The organism is Microcystis sp. LEGE 00066 (genome assembly GCF_015207925.1).
Classification (GTDB): domain Bacteria; phylum Cyanobacteriota; class Cyanobacteriia; order Cyanobacteriales; family Microcystaceae; genus Microcystis; species Microcystis ichthyoblabe_A.
The window spans coordinates 1-16,463 of record NZ_JADEVX010000098.1; the positions used below are offsets into that span (position 1 = coordinate 1).

13 protein-coding genes and 1 pseudogene are annotated in these 16,463 nt (G+C 42.6%); 8 read left to right on the plus strand and 6 right to left on the minus strand.

What is annotated here, in order from left to right; all coding sequences use genetic code 11:
• Positions 1–148: 148 nt before the first annotated feature.
• Positions 149–1,663 (plus strand): SagB/ThcOx family dehydrogenase, encoded by a 1,515-nt coding sequence (locus tag IQ224_RS14270; protein ID WP_002740610.1) that lies wholly within the window; start codon positions 149–151, stop codon positions 1,661–1,663.
• 81 nt (positions 1,664–1,744) lie between these two features.
• Here the strand turns inward: IQ224_RS14270 and dndE are convergent, their stop codons facing one another.
• From dndE to IQ224_RS14285, 3 genes and pseudogenes are all read right to left on the minus strand, one after another.
• Entirely contained in the window at positions 1,745–2,143 is a 399-nt protein-coding gene (dndE, locus tag IQ224_RS14275; protein ID WP_002740611.1) for a DNA sulfur modification protein DndE, read from the minus strand.
• Positions 2,144–2,303: 160 nt separating this feature from the next.
• Positions 2,304–2,474, minus strand: a pseudogene (locus tag IQ224_RS14280) (transposase family protein); the annotation flags it as partial.
• A gap of 149 nt (positions 2,475–2,623) precedes the next feature.
• The gene (locus IQ224_RS14285; protein ID WP_002740613.1) at positions 2,624–2,881 is read right to left on the minus strand and encodes a chlororespiratory reduction protein 7; all 258 of its coding nucleotides are present in this window, start codon (positions 2,879–2,881) and stop codon (positions 2,624–2,626) included.
• 31 nt (positions 2,882–2,912) lie between these two features.
• Here IQ224_RS14285 and IQ224_RS14290 point away from each other — a divergent pair, with 31 nt between their 5' ends.
• The 4 genes from IQ224_RS14290 (at position 2,913) to IQ224_RS14305 (ending at position 6,531) form a co-directional block, all read left to right on the plus strand.
• Entirely contained in the window at positions 2,913–4,388 is a 1,476-nt protein-coding gene (locus IQ224_RS14290) for a YdiU family protein (RefSeq protein WP_228036241.1), read from the plus strand.
• A 668-nt stretch (positions 4,389–5,056) separates the two neighbouring features.
• Positions 5,057–5,680 (plus strand): sulfotransferase family 2 domain-containing protein, encoded by a 624-nt coding sequence (locus IQ224_RS14295; protein WP_194033111.1) that lies wholly within the window; start codon positions 5,057–5,059, stop codon positions 5,678–5,680.
• Positions 5,681–5,890: 210 nt separating this feature from the next.
• Complete coding sequence (locus IQ224_RS14300; protein ID WP_002737737.1) at positions 5,891–6,166, plus strand: hypothetical protein; 276 nt, start codon at positions 5,891–5,893, stop codon at positions 6,164–6,166.
• Positions 6,163–6,531 (plus strand): aspartyl protease, encoded by a 369-nt coding sequence (locus IQ224_RS14305; RefSeq protein WP_036399304.1) that lies wholly within the window; start codon positions 6,163–6,165, stop codon positions 6,529–6,531. Before IQ224_RS14300 ends, IQ224_RS14305 begins: the two co-directional genes overlap by 4 nt.
• A 754-nt stretch (positions 6,532–7,285) precedes the next feature.
• On the opposite strand, the gene IQ224_RS14315 is transcribed toward IQ224_RS14305, so the two are convergent.
• The 3 genes from IQ224_RS14315 to IQ224_RS24615 form a co-directional block, all read right to left on the minus strand.
• The gene (locus IQ224_RS14315; protein ID WP_194033112.1) at positions 7,286–8,947 is read right to left on the minus strand and encodes a metallophosphoesterase family protein; all 1,662 of its coding nucleotides are present in this window, start codon (positions 8,945–8,947) and stop codon (positions 7,286–7,288) included.
• Between the two features lie 76 nt (positions 8,948–9,023).
• A complete protein-coding gene (locus IQ224_RS14320) occupies positions 9,024–10,766 on the minus strand; it encodes an ABC transporter ATP-binding protein (RefSeq protein WP_194033113.1) in 1,743 nt (580 codons plus the stop codon).
• Between the two features lie 85 nt (positions 10,767–10,851).
• Positions 10,852–10,986 carry a hypothetical protein gene (locus IQ224_RS24615; protein ID WP_002740620.1) on the minus strand — a complete coding sequence of 45 codons (135 nt, stop codon included), beginning with the start codon at positions 10,984–10,986 and terminating at the stop codon, positions 10,852–10,854.
• An 809-nt stretch (positions 10,987–11,795) separates the two neighbouring features.
• Here IQ224_RS24615 and IQ224_RS14325 point away from each other — a divergent pair.
• From IQ224_RS14325 to IQ224_RS14335, 3 genes are all read left to right on the plus strand, one after another.
• A complete protein-coding gene (locus tag IQ224_RS14325; RefSeq protein ID WP_194033114.1) occupies positions 11,796–13,118 on the plus strand; it encodes a CmpA/NrtA family ABC transporter substrate-binding protein in 1,323 nt (440 codons plus the stop codon).
• Positions 13,119–13,287: 169 nt separating this feature from the next.
• Complete coding sequence (gene ntrB, locus IQ224_RS14330; RefSeq protein ID WP_194033115.1) at positions 13,288–14,115, plus strand: nitrate ABC transporter permease; 828 nt, start codon at positions 13,288–13,290, stop codon at positions 14,113–14,115.
• A gap of 161 nt (positions 14,116–14,276) precedes the next feature.
• Positions 14,277–16,283: a nitrate ABC transporter ATP-binding protein gene (locus IQ224_RS14335; RefSeq protein ID WP_194033116.1), complete on the plus strand. Its 2,007-nt coding sequence runs from the start codon at positions 14,277–14,279 to the stop codon at positions 16,281–16,283.
• The last annotated feature ends 180 nt before the right edge of the window (positions 16,284–16,463 follow it).

The following is a 16,463-nucleotide window of genomic DNA, read 5'->3' on the forward strand; positions in this document are numbered from 1 at the left end:
AGTATGATAATGGAGAGGGGAATTATGAATTATGAATTGGGGAGAGTGATTGCCTGTATTTAGAAAACGGGTTTCTTTCAGAAACACGTTTTCTAGGGGTGGGAGTATGTCAAACTAAAAAGTAAAGCTTAGACAGCCTATCTTTATCATGCCAGATCAGCCAATCTCGATCGCCCAATACTACCACGAGCGGACCAAATACGACCCCCAGACGATCGCCTCAAAAAGTAAAGGTCTTGATTGGAGTCAACAACCCCATCCCTTCAAAGAATACAAAATCGGTCAGACTTTCGATCTCAAACCCTACCTCTCCCGTCAAATAGTTCCCCAAAAAGGAGACTTTTGGCGACGTATATCGCGAATTTTGGGCTGTAGCTATGGTTTAACTGCCAAAATTGCTACTATGGGTAGTCCCTTGTACCTGCGTTCTGCACCCTCTGCTGGTGGATTATACCCCGCCGAGGTTTATCTGATCTGCCGTGGCACGGAATTTTTGCCCGCCGGTCTCTACAGTTATCAAGGTCAAAGTCACTCGCTGCTTTTATTCTGGGAAAGTGATGTCTGGACGAACCTACAATCTGCTTGTTTCTGGAATCCTGTTTTAGAAAATACCGATATCGCTTTAGTTACCAGTGCCATTTTTTATCGATCCGCTTGGCGCTACGAGGATCGAGCCTATCGGCGTATTTTCCTCGATACAGGGCATTTATTGGGCAATATTGAGCTATCAGCCTCGATTAATGACTATCGCGCTCATTTAATCGGTGGTTTTAACGATAGTCAGATGAATGAATTGCTTTATCTCGATTCCGAGAAAGAAAGTGTTATGACGGTGATTCCTTTGGCAGATCTGCTCAATATCCGGCAAAATCTCCCCCCTAGTACCACGGCACTCCCTTCGGCAACCACGACTCTTTATCCCAAAATTGCCGAGGGGGAATTATTAAACTCTCTACACCGAGCGACTATCATAGCCACAGATGAGAAGATAGAAGCAAATATTACCCCGTCTAATTGGGAAGATAAATATAATTTTCCTTTTTGTCTAAAAGTTTCCGTGACATCCCGTCCCGTCAATTGGGGGGAAGATTTAGTCGATCTGGAAAGTACGATGCTTAAACGCAGATCTACCCGCGCTTATAGTGGTGCTAGTCTCAGTTTAGACGAATTGCGAGCGCTGCTGCATTTTACCTATCAACCCCAAGATTATGCCGACCAAAATCTCGATCCCAATCCCGATTATTTTGATCTAGATTTATTGGAAACTTTTATCGCTGTTTCGGCAGTAACTGGATTAGAGGAAGGCTGTTATTATTATGCTCCTAAAGCCCAAGAATTGCGGCAAATTCGCTTTAAAAATTTCCAGCAAGAGTTACATTATCTCTGTTTAGGTCAGGATTTGGGACGGGATGCGGCTGCTGTGGTTTTTCATACGGCGGATCTGTCAAAAGCAGTGGCTAAATACGGCGATCGAGTCTATCGTTATCTTCATGCAGATGCGGGTCATTTGGGACAGAGATTAAATTTAGCAGCTATTCATCTGGGGTTAGGGGTTAGTGGTATCGGTGGTTTTTTTGATGATCAAGTTAATGAAGTGTTAGGAATTCCCTCCGATGAAGCAGTTATCTATATCACTACTTTAGGCCGACCAAAAGTTTTTTAAGATGAGTTTGAACCATTATAAGGATTAAGTATAAACGACGGAGGCACAAAGAACACAGAGAGGAAGATAGATGATTATTGTTTAAGATTCTCTCAGATTTTCCCTCTCTAATTGGATTAAATTATCGATTTTTTTTAGCTTGGCATCCCCAGCAAGATAACCGATCCCGCGATGTAAATGTAAGCGAAATTGTTGAGTTAGAGTTTCTTTATCGGTTCCTAATCCGTCTTGATGACAACGTTGTTTGAGGGCAATTAAGAAAATATCGGCCATTTCTCCCCCGAATACTTTCCAAGATAATTCTACATTGCTATCGGCAGGAATGGGAACGGGAGAGGGGAGACTCGGTTCAGCAAGGGAACGACAAAAAGCCCAACGACAGAGGATATTCCATTGGTCAATTTTGGTGTAGCGTTTTAATTTTATGAGGCTATCTTTGGCGGTTTGAGATAGTCGAAAACGTTCGATCGGTGATTCCATAATCTATAATTTTACCTCGCTCTGACTGATGATACAATAGTTAGTCATTCTCAATCCTGTTTAATAGGAGAGTGGGAAGTGGGGAGCTTTTTTTCAGTGTTGCCAAAGGCACGGCGTAGCCGTCCAGTAAACAGTAAACTGATAACTAGCCTCTGATAAATGATAACTGATAACTGATAACTTTAGCAAACTCTCCTAGCTCTCTATAACCTGAGTATCCTAGCATTGTTCCCAGTATTATTACTACTAATACTATCCATAAAGGGTGTCTTTTTCCTTGATCTTTCCGAAAGTCCTTGACTTGTTTCGGTTTTTCTATTAAGCTCAATATATATTTAAAAAGTTGGCGGTCACTCCTCATCTTACAAAGACAGTGATCGCTTTTACTTTTGATATTCTGATGGGAGAATAAAACAGCCCTACTTGATAAAGGGAGTGTCTGACAGTTTTTAACACCTAACTACTTAATAATGGGTTTCCTTATTTTTCCAAACGGACCACATACCATTGTAGATAACCCTCCTCACCCAGGTCTAACTCGCAGTAATTATCGCGCAGATAGAGAGCTTTTTCCTCAAAACTAGAGAATTTCGCCAATTGTCGGGGACAAATCTCCGGTTTTGCGGTGATTAAATCTTTTAACTTATCCCGCAACTGGTCGGGAGTCTGGAATTGTTCAGATTGATCGGCCTCAAGGACAAGAAAATAGTCCCCTTGATACATAATAGAATCGGGCATCGCTGTTTGATAGTCTCAGTAGGAAAATTTTTTGGCTATCTTTATCACTTTATCGCCTCAACGCTCGATCGACACCACCACTATGACAGACCATCTCACCAATCCCTTTCTCAGTCTCCCTTACGAAAGCGCCATGCAGGACTTGGGGGACCAATACTATGATCAAGTTGCGGCTGCGGATTTTCCCCGTCATATCCTTCGTTTTCGCAATGATGCTTTATTACCTTTGGTGGGAATTCAGCCAGAATTAACCTTAGATGAGCATTTTATCGAGGCTTTTGGTAAATTTCAAGCCCTGACCCCCTTTTTAGCCCTGCGTTACCATGGTTATCAATTTGGCGAGTATAATCCTTTTTTGGGAGATGGTCGCGGTTTTCTCTACGGTCAAGTTAGGGGTATTGATGGCAAATTATACGATTTTGGTACGAAAGGATCGGGACGGACCCCCTATTCCCGTCACGCGGACGGTAGGTTAACTCTCAAGGGTGGAGTTAGAGAAGTCTTAGCCGGGGAAGCTTTACGCGGTTTAGGGGTGAATACCTCTCGCTGTTTGAGTTTGGTGGAAACGGGGGAACCCCTCTGGCGTGGTGATGAACCTTCCCCGACGCGATCTTCGGTGATGATTCGAGTTAGTAATTCTCATATTCGTTTCGGGACTTTTGAGCGTTTATTTCATATTAAACGTGCCGATTTAATTAAAAGACTCCTCGATCATGTGATTATTTATTATTATCCTGAAATCGATCCCCAAGATAGCGATCGCTATTTAAAATTTTACGCCGCTTTGATTGAAAGAACCGCTAAATTAGCAGCCCAATGGATGGCCGCAGGTTTTTGTCATGGGGTTCTCAATACCGATAATATGTCAATTACTGGGGAAAGTTTTGATTATGGTCCCTACGCCTTTATTCCTTACTATAACCCCCAATTTACGGCGGCCTATTTCGACTACGGTGGCCGTTATAGTTACGGTAATCAGCCTTTTATCTGTCGTTTAAATCTAGAGTTACTGCAATCTCCCCTGGCCATGGTTGTCTCATTGTTAGAGTTAGATATGGCCTTGGCTAACTATGACCAGCACTACAATTTTTATTATCAAAAAATGATGCTTAAAAAGTTAGGTTTTGAGGATATTTTTACTCCCGAATCTGCTTTACTGGTTGGCAAAACTGTGGAAGTTCTCCAAGAAACTGGCCTCGGTTATCACGAATTTTTCTATCAATTAAGTGAACAATTTAATTACGGTTGGCGAGAAAATAGTTCTCTAATTCTTGAAAATATGGATTTACCGAAAGCTGATTGGCAACGTTGGCGAGAGTTATATAGTTTGGTCTTAAATCAATTACCCCTAGATTCCTTGTCTCAAATTGACGACACTTTAACGCATTATAATCCTAAAACTGCTTTACTTAGACCGCTAATCGAATCGGTTTGGGAAGCAATTACTTATAAAGACAATTGGCAACCTTTCCACGAATTAGTGATAAAATTACAAAATAAACAGTAATTAAGTAATAAGTAGTGATCAAAATTAATTTCTTGGTTAGGAGAGGCAAGAGGTGGTTAGATATGTGTAATTAATTATCTCTAGCGGCTCTCCCAGGTTTGGTGGGTAAAATGTATTCTAAGATACATTCCTCCTAGCGAGGGGTTGGAATGAACCACAGAGACACAAAGGACACAAAGATCGATCGCTTCTATGGTAAGTTAAGCTGATCACACAGAACCTAGAAGAGCCAGTAGTGGTCAAAATTAATTTCTTGGTTAGGAGAGACAAGAGGTGGTTAGATATGTGTAATTAATTATCTCTAGCTACTTATTCAGGTCATTTCCTGAAATGCGTTGGACAAAAATTGACCAGACTTGGTGATCGCTGTTTCCTCTCCAATCATTAAGAGTGTCAAAATAATAGTAAATTTTTGTGACAAAGTGCAGTCAGATCTAAGAATCTTTGCTAGAATTATGGAAAGCTTCTGTGATAAGTCTCCCTAAAAGAGATTGTTTGCAGTAAACTAATCTGGCTAACACGCTTTTGGGTGTGATATAGAGAAAGTTTCTTGCGATTGCGCCTAAATGGAGTGATATACAGAAGGTTGACTCATATCGTTACTCTGGAGAGTGTTATATAGAAAGTTGACCTATAATATGTAGTTAGGCACGAGGAGAATAATACGCATGCTGATATCGAGAGAATACAAGTTTATATTCGTCCATATTTATAAGAATGCTGGCACAAGTATTACAACGGTGCTACGACCATTTGCAATAAGTCCATGGCAGTGGACAGCTCATAGGTTGATAAAAAAGGTGGGCTTTCCTTCTCCTTTCTTTGATCCTCATCCATTTCCTGCGCATGTCAGTGCATCCAAAATAAAAGAGAGTTTTGGAGCAGAGAAATTCAATGAGTATTTTTCATTTGCTGTAGTCAGAAACCCATGGGATTGGCAAGTTTCACTCTACAAATATGCGTTGAAATCAGAAACACATCATCAGCATGAGTTAACAAAAAATTTAGGTAGCTTTGAAGAATATATAAAATGGCGATGTGAAAATGAAGTTAGATATCAAAAAGATTTTATATATGATAACAATGAGTTGCTTGTTGACTTTGTTGGGAGATATGAAAGCCTAGATAATGACTTCAACGAAATATGCTCTCGCATTGGAATCTCCGTCTCGTTACCAAAACTAAATGTATCAAATACAAAACCATATCAGAGTTACTATTCTGAGAAGAGTAAAGAACTTGTAAAGGAAGCATTTGAACCTGATATTAGGACATTTAATTATGAATTCTAAAAAAGTGCGATCGCCGATCTTGTAGGGTGCGTTTCCTAATCTGGCTCCCACTGCCCCACCGATCGATTTTGGGGAACGTACTCTGCCCATGGATTGAAGCTGTGAGTTTAAGTACGATGCCGCTCTGGTGGGACCAGTTGAGGAATGTTAGGGAAGATTCCCAATGTTTCGTTAAAATAGAGGGGCAAAAGTCGCCCCAGGGTCGCTTCAATGACAGTTAGACAACCCCGCTACAGTAAAGAAGAATTTGCTCGACGTGGTAATGAGATTTATCAATCTCAGGTACGTCCCCAAGTCGAGGAGGGAAATCAGGGGAGAATTGTGGCGATCGACATTGAAACAGGGGCTTTTGAAGTAGCGGATGATTTGGTAAGCGCAGCGAAGCAACTTTCTGCACGAGTGCCTGATACTCAGACATGGTTTGTTCGCATTGGGCATTCAGCCGTCGATCACTTTGGCGCAAGGAGCCTGAGAACAAAGCCATGATGCAAGGTCGTGTAAATCAAGGGTGTGAGGCGACGTTGGCGATCGCAGTCAGAAACCATGAAACAACGCAGATAGTAGATGCTGTAATTGATACAGGATTTTCAGGTTTTCTCACCTTGCCGTCTGACATAATTGCTAGGTTAGGGTTTATTTGGGAGGGTCGAGATCTTGCGACGTTAGGCGATGGGACTTTCTGCACGTTTGAAGTTTACATCGGGCTTGTGATCTGGGACGGGCAATATCGTGAGATTTACATCAACGAATCAGAGACGGTTCCGTTGATTGGGATGCAGCTATTACGAGGATACGATTTGCGAATTCAGGCAATTGAGGGTGGTTTAGTTACGATCGAAGCGTTGAAGTAGAGTGCGATGCTGAAGGCACTGGGTCGCAGTACGCCGTTGCTGTAGCAACGTGGAGGCTAGAATATATTAAGCCCTATACGTTAGATGTTGTCTATGACTGAACGACTTGAGCAGGCGATCACCCAATTAATACCAATTCTCCAAAGTCTGACTACAGAAGTTTAATCCCCCTAAATCCCCCTTAAAAAGGGTGACTTAAATTCGATGTGTAGTTTTCATTTAGAGAAATGGTATAAATTGTCAGTTTTGTCTTCTTTATTTTGCCCTCTACTCCATGAAGAAGTAGGGGCTTTTCATGGGAAAATTTTTTCTTAAGGTTTCAAATTTCCTCCTAGAATAAACTAAGTAATTGTGGCACTGGTAAAAGCAGTGATGGCGACAATAGCTATTTGTTTACAGTTTTTCAATTCCCCAACTTTCTCGATTAAATCGGGAATTTTTTGGGTTAATACTGCTTGGGATTGAATTGTTCCTTCAATTTTAGCTGTGATAATTTTGACTTCCGTGATTTCTTTGTGTAGGTTAATAAATTGCTTGTTATTTTCTTCTCTCAGGGTTTCTAGTTGTTGGCGATCATCTTCCTTTAGCGTATCAATTTGCTAGCGGGTGTCTTCTCGCAAGGAACTTATTTGCTCACGGTTTTCCTGTCGCATTGCCGAGAGTAAGTCTTTCAATTCTTGAATATCATTGCTGGTAACAGTAGTCATAGAATTAACCCCAAGAGAATCTATTTAACCGGCACTCTTTGATTTTATTATATTTCACCTACGCTAAAAAGATCAAATTCATCAAATTTAATTACCTCGGAGTCAGGATAACGGGTATCAAAACGATAACTGCTCACGGTTCCTTTTTCTGTATCTAAAATGCTAAAAACCGTCAGATCATTACTGGCAATATAGGATAAAGGTTGATTAACCCAATCCACTAGAGGAGCAATATTCGGGATAATTGCTGGTAATCCATTGGGATTACCGATGGCCGCATAATTTCTATCGAGAGGTACAGGACGTTTTTTATCACCTAAATGAGCGCCATAACTATTACCAACGTTAGAAGATTCAAGAAAATTCATACCCTTAGGACTAAGAAAACGATTCCATAAATGAGAATGACCATAAAAAACCAAATTAACCTTGGCTGATTCTAATAAGGGAATGAGATCACGAATAATATAATCATTTTCTTGGGGATAATCATAACGTACTGATCTAACTTTTCCCGTGGCATCCCGTTCAATTGTCGGCACGGGATCGGTGTAGGGTGGCACGATATTTCCTCCTAGGGTATGGGGAGGATGATGAAACATAACTACTTTATATTTAGCCTCTTGAAATTCTCGACTATTTAACTCTTTTTCTAACCATTGATATTGAGGACTACCCTGAGCAATTGGCTCAAAAATATGCTGACCGTAACCCCAGTGACTGGGACTATCTAAATCTCTTTGATTTTCGTAATATCTTCCCCTTGCACTGGGTTCTAAATTGGGATTTCTCCAGATATTAGTAACATATAAAACCACTAAACGAATATCACCAAAAGTGAGAGAATAATATTTATCTTGAGGCAAAGAAAAAATTTCTTCGTAGGTTTCTGTGTTAAAAGCATTATTTTTTAGCCAGTTTTCACTAATTGCTGCTGTATCCTCCGCTAGTTTTTTAGCAATAAATTGAGGAATAGCATCTTTAAACTGTTCATTTAAACCTGTGGAATTAGAAAATCTGCCCATAACTTCATGATTACCAATAGCAGGAAATAAGGGAGCATTTTGAATAATTTCTCCCCCTTTATAAATAGTCTGAATACCATTCTTGATCAGAGTATAATTAGCACGACCTTGTAAACAGGGAAAAAATGCCCCACCGCGACTATCATCAAACCATTCGGAAGCTCGATCGGGTATATTAACTAAATCTCCCGCTAAAAAAACTGCATCCACCTGTCCAATAGTTTCAATAACTTTTTGTAAATTAGCGGCAGTCATAGGCATTAATTGATGATCGGAAGTGAGCAGAATTTTGAGATTAGTTCCTTTTTTTGGTCTTGGGGTAAGAGTATAAATATCACTTCTAATCGCTTTATTTTCCTGAAAACTGGTGACTTGATAGGGAATCCTTTCCCCGGGATTTAAATCAGTAATTTCGGCCTGATGTCGCCAGATTTCTCGATCGGTTAAAGATTGATAAGCTTCAAGGGTTCTCGATTTGGCATCTTCTCTAACTCTAGTTAATTTGCTAGTGCAAGCGGGGGCCATTTTCTCTAGTTTTTCCCCGTAGCGCACCTGATGACCAGTGCCAAAAAATTCCGTAAACCAAATCACTTGTATTGATGTTTCGGTGGGTAATTGTAAAAAAGGTTCGGTTAAAAGTTGCTCCTTGTTCATTGTCGCTAAAAGATAACTGCTGTGCTGCATTTAAACAGTCTTAAGGAATAATTGAGATAGTCCACAACTTCACCGGTAATAACTAGCAGATTCCCTATTTTATCGGCTAATCTAAAACCTTAGACTCTAACTGCTGCCGTTGCCAGAGATTTTGATAGACTCCGGGGACTGCGATTAACTCCTCGTGGGTTCCCATTTGGACAATTTCTCCGCGATCCATGACAAAAATCCGATCAGCAGTGGCAGCGGCCAATAATTGATGGGAGATAAAAATCACGGTTTTTTGGCTTTCTTGGCTGAGATTTTCCAAAATAGCCGTGGCCGTTTGATTATCGACGCTAGATAGGGCATCATCAAGGATTAAAATCGGTGCTTGGATGGCTAAAGCACGCGCTAAAGAGGTCCGTTGACGTTGACCCCCGGAAAGAGTAATCCCACGTTCTCCCACTAAAGTTCCGTATTTTTGCGGGAAATTCTCGATTTCCTCCTCAATTCTCGCTTGTTTGGCCGCCGATTTCACTGCCGAAAAATTCAGCAGCGGATCGCCATAACGGATATTATCTTCGATGGTGGTACTAAATAAAAAACTTTCTTGGGGAACATAAGCGATCGCTTTTCGCAGATCTTCAAGAGCAATTTGAGTGACATCTTGATTATCAATAAATAACTGTCCTTCCGCAATATCCAAAAGACGGGGAATAGCGTTAGCAAGGGTAGATTTTCCCGACCTGATCGCACCGACTACCGCTACCATTTCTCCCGGATTAATGGTAAAAGAAAGAGATTTTAAGGCTGGTTCTTTAGCATCAGGATAGAAAAAAGTCAAGGCTTTGGCGGTAATTTTTCCTTGAATATTTTTTAGGTGAATACAATCGGCATTGTCTTTAATTTTAGCCTCAGCTAACAGGATAGTTTCTAGGCGATCGATACTCACTTCTCCCTGTTGGTAGGCCGTAATAGTGAAACCTAATAAAGCAGTGGGAAAAACTAATCTTTCCGCCAAAATTAACAGAGCAATAAAGTCCCCAATGGTGATATTATCCGATATAATTTGTCTAGTACCGAGGGCAAGCAACGCCAATAAACTCACATAGGATAAAGCTTCAATCAGGGGAAAAAGAAAATTACGAGTCTGGACTAAATCTAAATTAGCCTGTAATAATTTGCGATTTCTTTGTTTAAATGCTAGGCGCTCGTTACCTTCTTGGGCATAGATTTTAATCAGAGTAATACCACTCATATCCTCTTGAATTAAATCGCTCAGATGCGAGAGTTTTTCTTGTACTTTTTTCTGTTGCCGCTGCAGACGACCACTAAATAACTGCACAGCAATTAACATCAAAGGATAGACAGAAATGGCGGCGACTGAAAGGGGAATATGAATCGCTAACATTACGGGCAAAGTTAACCCATAGGCAAAAAAAGTATTAGCCAAACTGAGCAAAGCAAAACCCACCAGACGACGGATATTATCCACATCGCTAGTGGCACGGTTGATTAAATCTCCTGAAGTTTGCCGCGAAAAATAGGCAGGTTCAAGGGTTAATAAATGCTGAAAGATTTTTTGTTTAAGATCGAACTCTACCTGACGACCGATCCCGAATAATAACACTCTGGATATCATGCGGATAAACCACATAATCGAGGCTAAAGCGATAATAAAAATCACATAGTAAATGATTTTTTGGAAGTCAAAGGATTTACTTAAATCATCGATGCTATCCCGGATTAAAAGCGGTATATAAACACCCAAAAGATTAACAACAAGCAAAGCAACTACCCCCCAAGTTACTATTTGCCAATGGGGACGTAGATAATTTGCTAGTTTTTTAATGCGAGAATAAGCCATATTCAGTTATCAGTTATCAGTTATCAGTTATCAGTGAGCAGTTAGAACAGGGAACAGGTAAAAGGGGGAATAGCCCCCCAAGATTTTATTTTTTCTCCTTGTACTGATTTGGTGGCGGTTTAACATTAGAACCACCCGTGGGCGGTTTACCAGGGGGTTTATCAATTTTAGCTTGATAGCCGTCGTTTTTCTGAACCCGTCGTTCTTGTTTTTTGGACATTTAAGTTACCTCTGTTTGATGCTGCCAAAATTCAATCAGCTAAGACGTATTTAAACCGCTTATTCTTAGATTAGCCAAATCTCCCTCAATCCCTTTACTGTTGCCAGAGTGCAAGAGTGCCTCATCTTAACAAGCAATTTAAATACGCGGGCAGCTTATTACATTTTGGGCGCACGCAGTTCGATAAACTCACTGACCACGATGGGCCCCTACCATTGGTGCAATAATATTATTGTAGGGGCGAATTGCCTTCACCCTCTTTTAATAACTTCTGCTGCTCACCATAAGTGAGAGAGATTCACAAATGTGAGCTGCACCCAACCAGTAATCATTGAACTGCAAACTCAAATCCGATAACTGAGTCAAGATGGCTAAAAATCCCCATCGCCCTACCATGCGTTTCAGACAAATTTTTATGCTTTTATTACATGGCTGACAATATTTTGTAACAATCTATACGAATTTTCCTGTTGAAGACTGTAAATTTAAGTTAATTGCTTCGGTGATAACCCTGAAATAAACTGATCTTTCTAGCCCAGATGACCAAAAACCGCCCCTATCTATCTATCGACTCCTCAAAACTGTTATGCTTCTAGAAAAAATCTCTTAGACAAAAACTACTGCTAAATCTCCCCAGATGGAGAAGCAAAAGCGATCGAGAGATAAAAATAGTCAAAGCCTCCTTACTGAATCAACAGTTACTTGCAAGAAATCTTCTCGGTTATCACCGCAGTCAGTTAGGGGAAATAATGAGAATTTTTCACCGTTTCATCACCTTTGTTTAGTTTCTAATCACGATTTTTTAGTCCATGAGTAAACTTTCTAGACGTAGATTTATCTTCACTGCCGGAGCAACTGCCGTAGGAACAGCAATTCTCCACGGTTGCGCCACTCCCAATAATACCGCGACCAGTCCCTCCCCGGCCGGCAGTCCTGCCGCTTCCCCCGTTGCCGGTGGAGAAACTCCCGAAGTCACCACCGCTAAACTAGGTTTTATTGCCCTCACCGACGCTGCCCCCTTAATTATCGCCAAGGAAAAAGGTTTATTCGCTAAACACGGGATGCCCGATGTGCAAGTGATGAAACAAGCTTCTTGGGCTGCAACCCGGGATAACCTCGAATTAGGTTCGGCGGGTAACGGTATCGATGGGGCGCATATTTTATCCCCCATGCCCTACCTAATGACCTTGGGCAAAATCACCAAACAGCCAGTACCGATGTATATTCTGGCGCGTTTGAATACCAATGGTCAAGCGATTTCTGTGGCTAACGAATACATGGATCTAAAGGTTGCCCTCGATAGCGGTGTACTGAAAGAATCCTTCGCTAAAGCTAAATCTGCGGGCAAAGAAGTTAAAGCCGCCGTCACTTTCCCCGGTGGTACTCACGATCTCTGGATGCGCTATTGGTTAGCCGCCGGTGGCATCGATCCGAATAAAGATCTATCCCTAATTGTTGTTCCTCCGGCACAAATGGTGGCTAACATGAAAGTCGGCACGATGCAAGCTTTCTGTGTGGGGGAACCTTGGAACGCCCAATTGGTTAACAAAAAACTCGGTTATTCGGCCCTGATTACCGGGGAACTGTGGAAGGATCACCCTGAAAAAGCCTTCGCTTTACGCGCCGATTGGGTGGATAAAAATCCCAAAGCGGCAAAAGCTTTAACTATGGCTGTTCTAGAAGCGCAACAATGGTGCAATGATCCCGCTAATGTTAAGGAAATGTGCGAGATTATTTCGGGACGGGAATGGCTGAAAATTGACCCCGCCGATATCTTGGGAAGAATGCAGGGTAATATCGATTTCGGTGATGGTCGCAAAATCGAAAATAGCCCCGTAGCCATGAAATTCTGGGCTGATAACGCTTCCTATCCCTACAAGAGTCATGATACTTGGTTTGTGATTGAAGACATCCGTTGGGGCTATATTCCCGCCGATACAGACATCAAAGCTTTAGTTGATAAGGTTAACCGGGAAGATATCTGGAGAGAAGCCGCCACAGCCCTCAATGTTCCGGCTGATCAAATTCCCACCTCTACCTCTCGCGGTGTGGAAACTTTCTTTGATGGTGTTACTTTTGACCCCGAAAATCCCACCGCTTACCTGAAATCTCTCAAGATTAAAAAGGTTTAAATCAGTGAGCAGTGATTCAGTAACCGGTCAACAGTTAAAGATCATTTGCTGATAACTGGTAATTAATAACTGATAACTGATCACTGATGCTGATCACTGATAACTGAACCACTCCACCACTGATAACTGAACCACTGATAACTGAACCACTGATAACTGATAACTGATTATGGCTGTTTCTATTTCTCGTCGTTCTCAAGGTCGGAAATGGGTAAAAGACCTGAAAAAAAAATTATCCAAACTAGCAACTTCGGCGATTGCTTTATTAATTTTCCTTCTCCTGTGGCAAATTCTCTGTTTTAGTCCCGATGCTCCCCTTCCTAGTCCCACTAAAGTGGTTAGCGAGACCTGGGAATTAATTATTAATCCCTTTTTCAATAATGGTGGCACGGATGTGGGGTTATTCTGGCAAATTTTTGCCAGTTTACAACGGGTGGCCGTCGGTTTTACCCTTGCCGCTATTGTTGGCATCGCTGCGGGTATTTTAATCGGTAGTAGCGCCCTAATTTATGATGCGATCGATCCGATTTTCCAAATCCTGCGTACCGTTCCCCCCCTAGCTTGGCTACCCATCTCCCTAGCGGCTTTTCGTAATAACGAACCTAGTGCCATATTTGTAATTTTTATTACAGCAATTTGGCCAATTATTATTAACACAGCCGTGGGAGTACAACAGGTTCCCCAAGACTATAAAAACGTCTCTAGAGTGCTAAAATTATCAAAAGTTGAATACTTTTTCAACATTCTTTTTCCCGCCACCGTTCCCTACGTTTTCACGGGATTAAGAATCGGTATCGGTTTATCTTGGTTGGCGATTGTAGCGGCAGAAATGCTGATCGGTGGCGTGGGAATTGGCTTCTTTATCTGGGATGCTTGGAATAGTTCCATGATCAGTGAAATTATCCTCGCCCTGATTTATGTGGGTATTGTTGGTTTCCTACTCGATCGCCTCATGGCCTACATTGCTAAATTAGTTGTACCCGAAGAAAATAAATAGGGTTTGCGGCAAAAAGTTTTTCGGTGGGGGCAGGGTGTGGGGAGCTTTTTAAGTAAACAGTAAACAGTAAACTAAAAACTCACATCTGATAACTGACAACTGATAACTGACAACTGATAACTGACAACTGATAACTGATAACTGATAACTGATAACTGAAAATGTCTGCATTTATTGAAGTCGATCACATTGATAAGGTTTTCCCTCTGCCCGATGGCCGTCAATATATCGCCCTAAAAAATATCGATCTCAGCGTTACTCAAGGGGAATTTATCTCTTTAATCGGTCATTCCGGTTGCGGGAAATCCACCCTCTTAAATATGGTCGCTGGACTTGATCGCCCGACAGTGGGAGGGGTGATTTTAGAGGGAAGAGAAATTAAAGGTCCCGGTCCCGATCGCATGGTGGTCTTCCAGAATTATTCGCTGCTGCCCTGGTTAACCGTCCGGGAAAATATCGCCCTGGGAGTTAACCGTGTCCTGCGTCATCTACCGGCTGCTGAACGCAAAAGTGTCATCGAACATAGTATCGATATGGTACACCTGCGCCATGCCGCCAACAAACGACCGGGAGAATTATCGGGAGGCATGAAACAACGGGTAGCGATCGCCCGCGCTTTAGCCCTACGGCCAAAAGTCCTGCTACTCGATGAACCCTTTGGGGCGCTGGATGCGTTAACCAGAGGCAATTTACAGGAACGTTTGATGGAAATCGTCGAAGAAAGCCACGTTACCTGTATCATGGTCACGCACGATGTGGATGAAGCCCTATTACTATCCGATCGAGTGGTGATGTTAACCACCGGTCCAGAGGCCCATATCGGTCAGATTCTCGATGTTCCCATTCCCCGGCCCCGGCATCGTTTAGAAGTAGTTAACCATCCCAGTTACTACGCCCTCCGTAACGAGATCGTTTATTTCCTCAACCAACAGAAGCGATCGAAGAAAGTCGGTCAACCCACCGGACCGGTGACAGTGATCGGCCAAGCTACCCGACTGAAAACCAATCCTACCATCGGTTTTATCCCCCTCACCGATTGCGCCCCGATTATTATCGCCAAAGAGAAAGGTTTCTTCGCCGAGGAAGGATTAGAGGATGTTATCCTGCAACGGGAACCCAACTGGAAAGCACTCGCCCAAGGAGTGGCCACCGGTCGTCTCGATGCGGCCCAGATGGTGGCGGGAATGCCCCTCAGCATGACCATTGGCGCTGGCAATAAGCCCTCTGTCCCCGTCATTAGTGCTTTGGTACTCAGTCGCAACGGTAACGCCATCACCCTCAGCAATAAATACAGGGAATTGGGGGTAGAAAAACTCGAGGACTTAAAGGATGCCCTCCAGCAAAGTCCCGATAAAATCGCCACTTTCGGCATGGTTCACCCTGCCTCCATGCACAATCTGCTGTTACGCTACTGGTTAGCTAGTGGCGGTATCGATCCCGATAGTGATGTCAATTTAGCCGTAATTCCGCCGCCTCAGATGGTTTCCCTACTAAAAGCGGGTAAGATCGACGGTTATTGTGTGGGGGAACCCTGGAACTCCTACGCCGTTCACGAAAAATTAGGCTACGTTATCGCCACCGATCTTGATATTTGGCCCGGACACCAGGAAAAAGTCCTCGGAGTCAAGGAAACTTGGGCAGCTAAACATCCCGAAACCCATATCGCCATGGTGAAAGCTTTAATTAAAGCCTGCGAATACTGCGATGATCAGCGTAATCGAGAAGATATCGTTAATATTCTCAGTCAGCCCCAGTATGTGGGTGTGGATAGGGCAATTATTCGCCCCGGTTTCCTCGATGGTTACGATCGCGGTTTAGGAACCGCCCCCGAACCCCTATTCCGATTTAACCAGTTTTACGTCGATCAAGCTAACTGTCCGGGCCGCAGTGAAGCCCTATGGACCCTAACTCAGCTTGCCCGTTGGGGTTACGCACCGTTCCCTCGCAACTGGGTGGAAGTGATTGAACGCGTCCGTCGTCCCGATCTGTTTGGTGAAGCTTGCCGGTCCCTGGGCCTTCCCGATTTGGAACCCGATCGCCACAGTTTTGCCCTCTTTGATCATCTTATTTTCAGTCCCGACGATCCGATCGGCTATCTGGAACGTTTCTCGATCCGTCGCGATTATCGCGTCTCAGAAGTTCTCCTCGATGATCCCGTCGCTAATTAAGGTTGGCTGAATAAATCTAAAAACCTTGTTGGGTAAAACTTTTAGACTTTTTGGCAATCAGAAAGTACCATATCTGGGAGTGATCGGGGGGAAAATTCCGGGACTTTTTCCCTGAAAATTAGGTAATTGACCAGATGAAAATCGCTAAAACCCTACACCCCACACCCCACACCCCACACC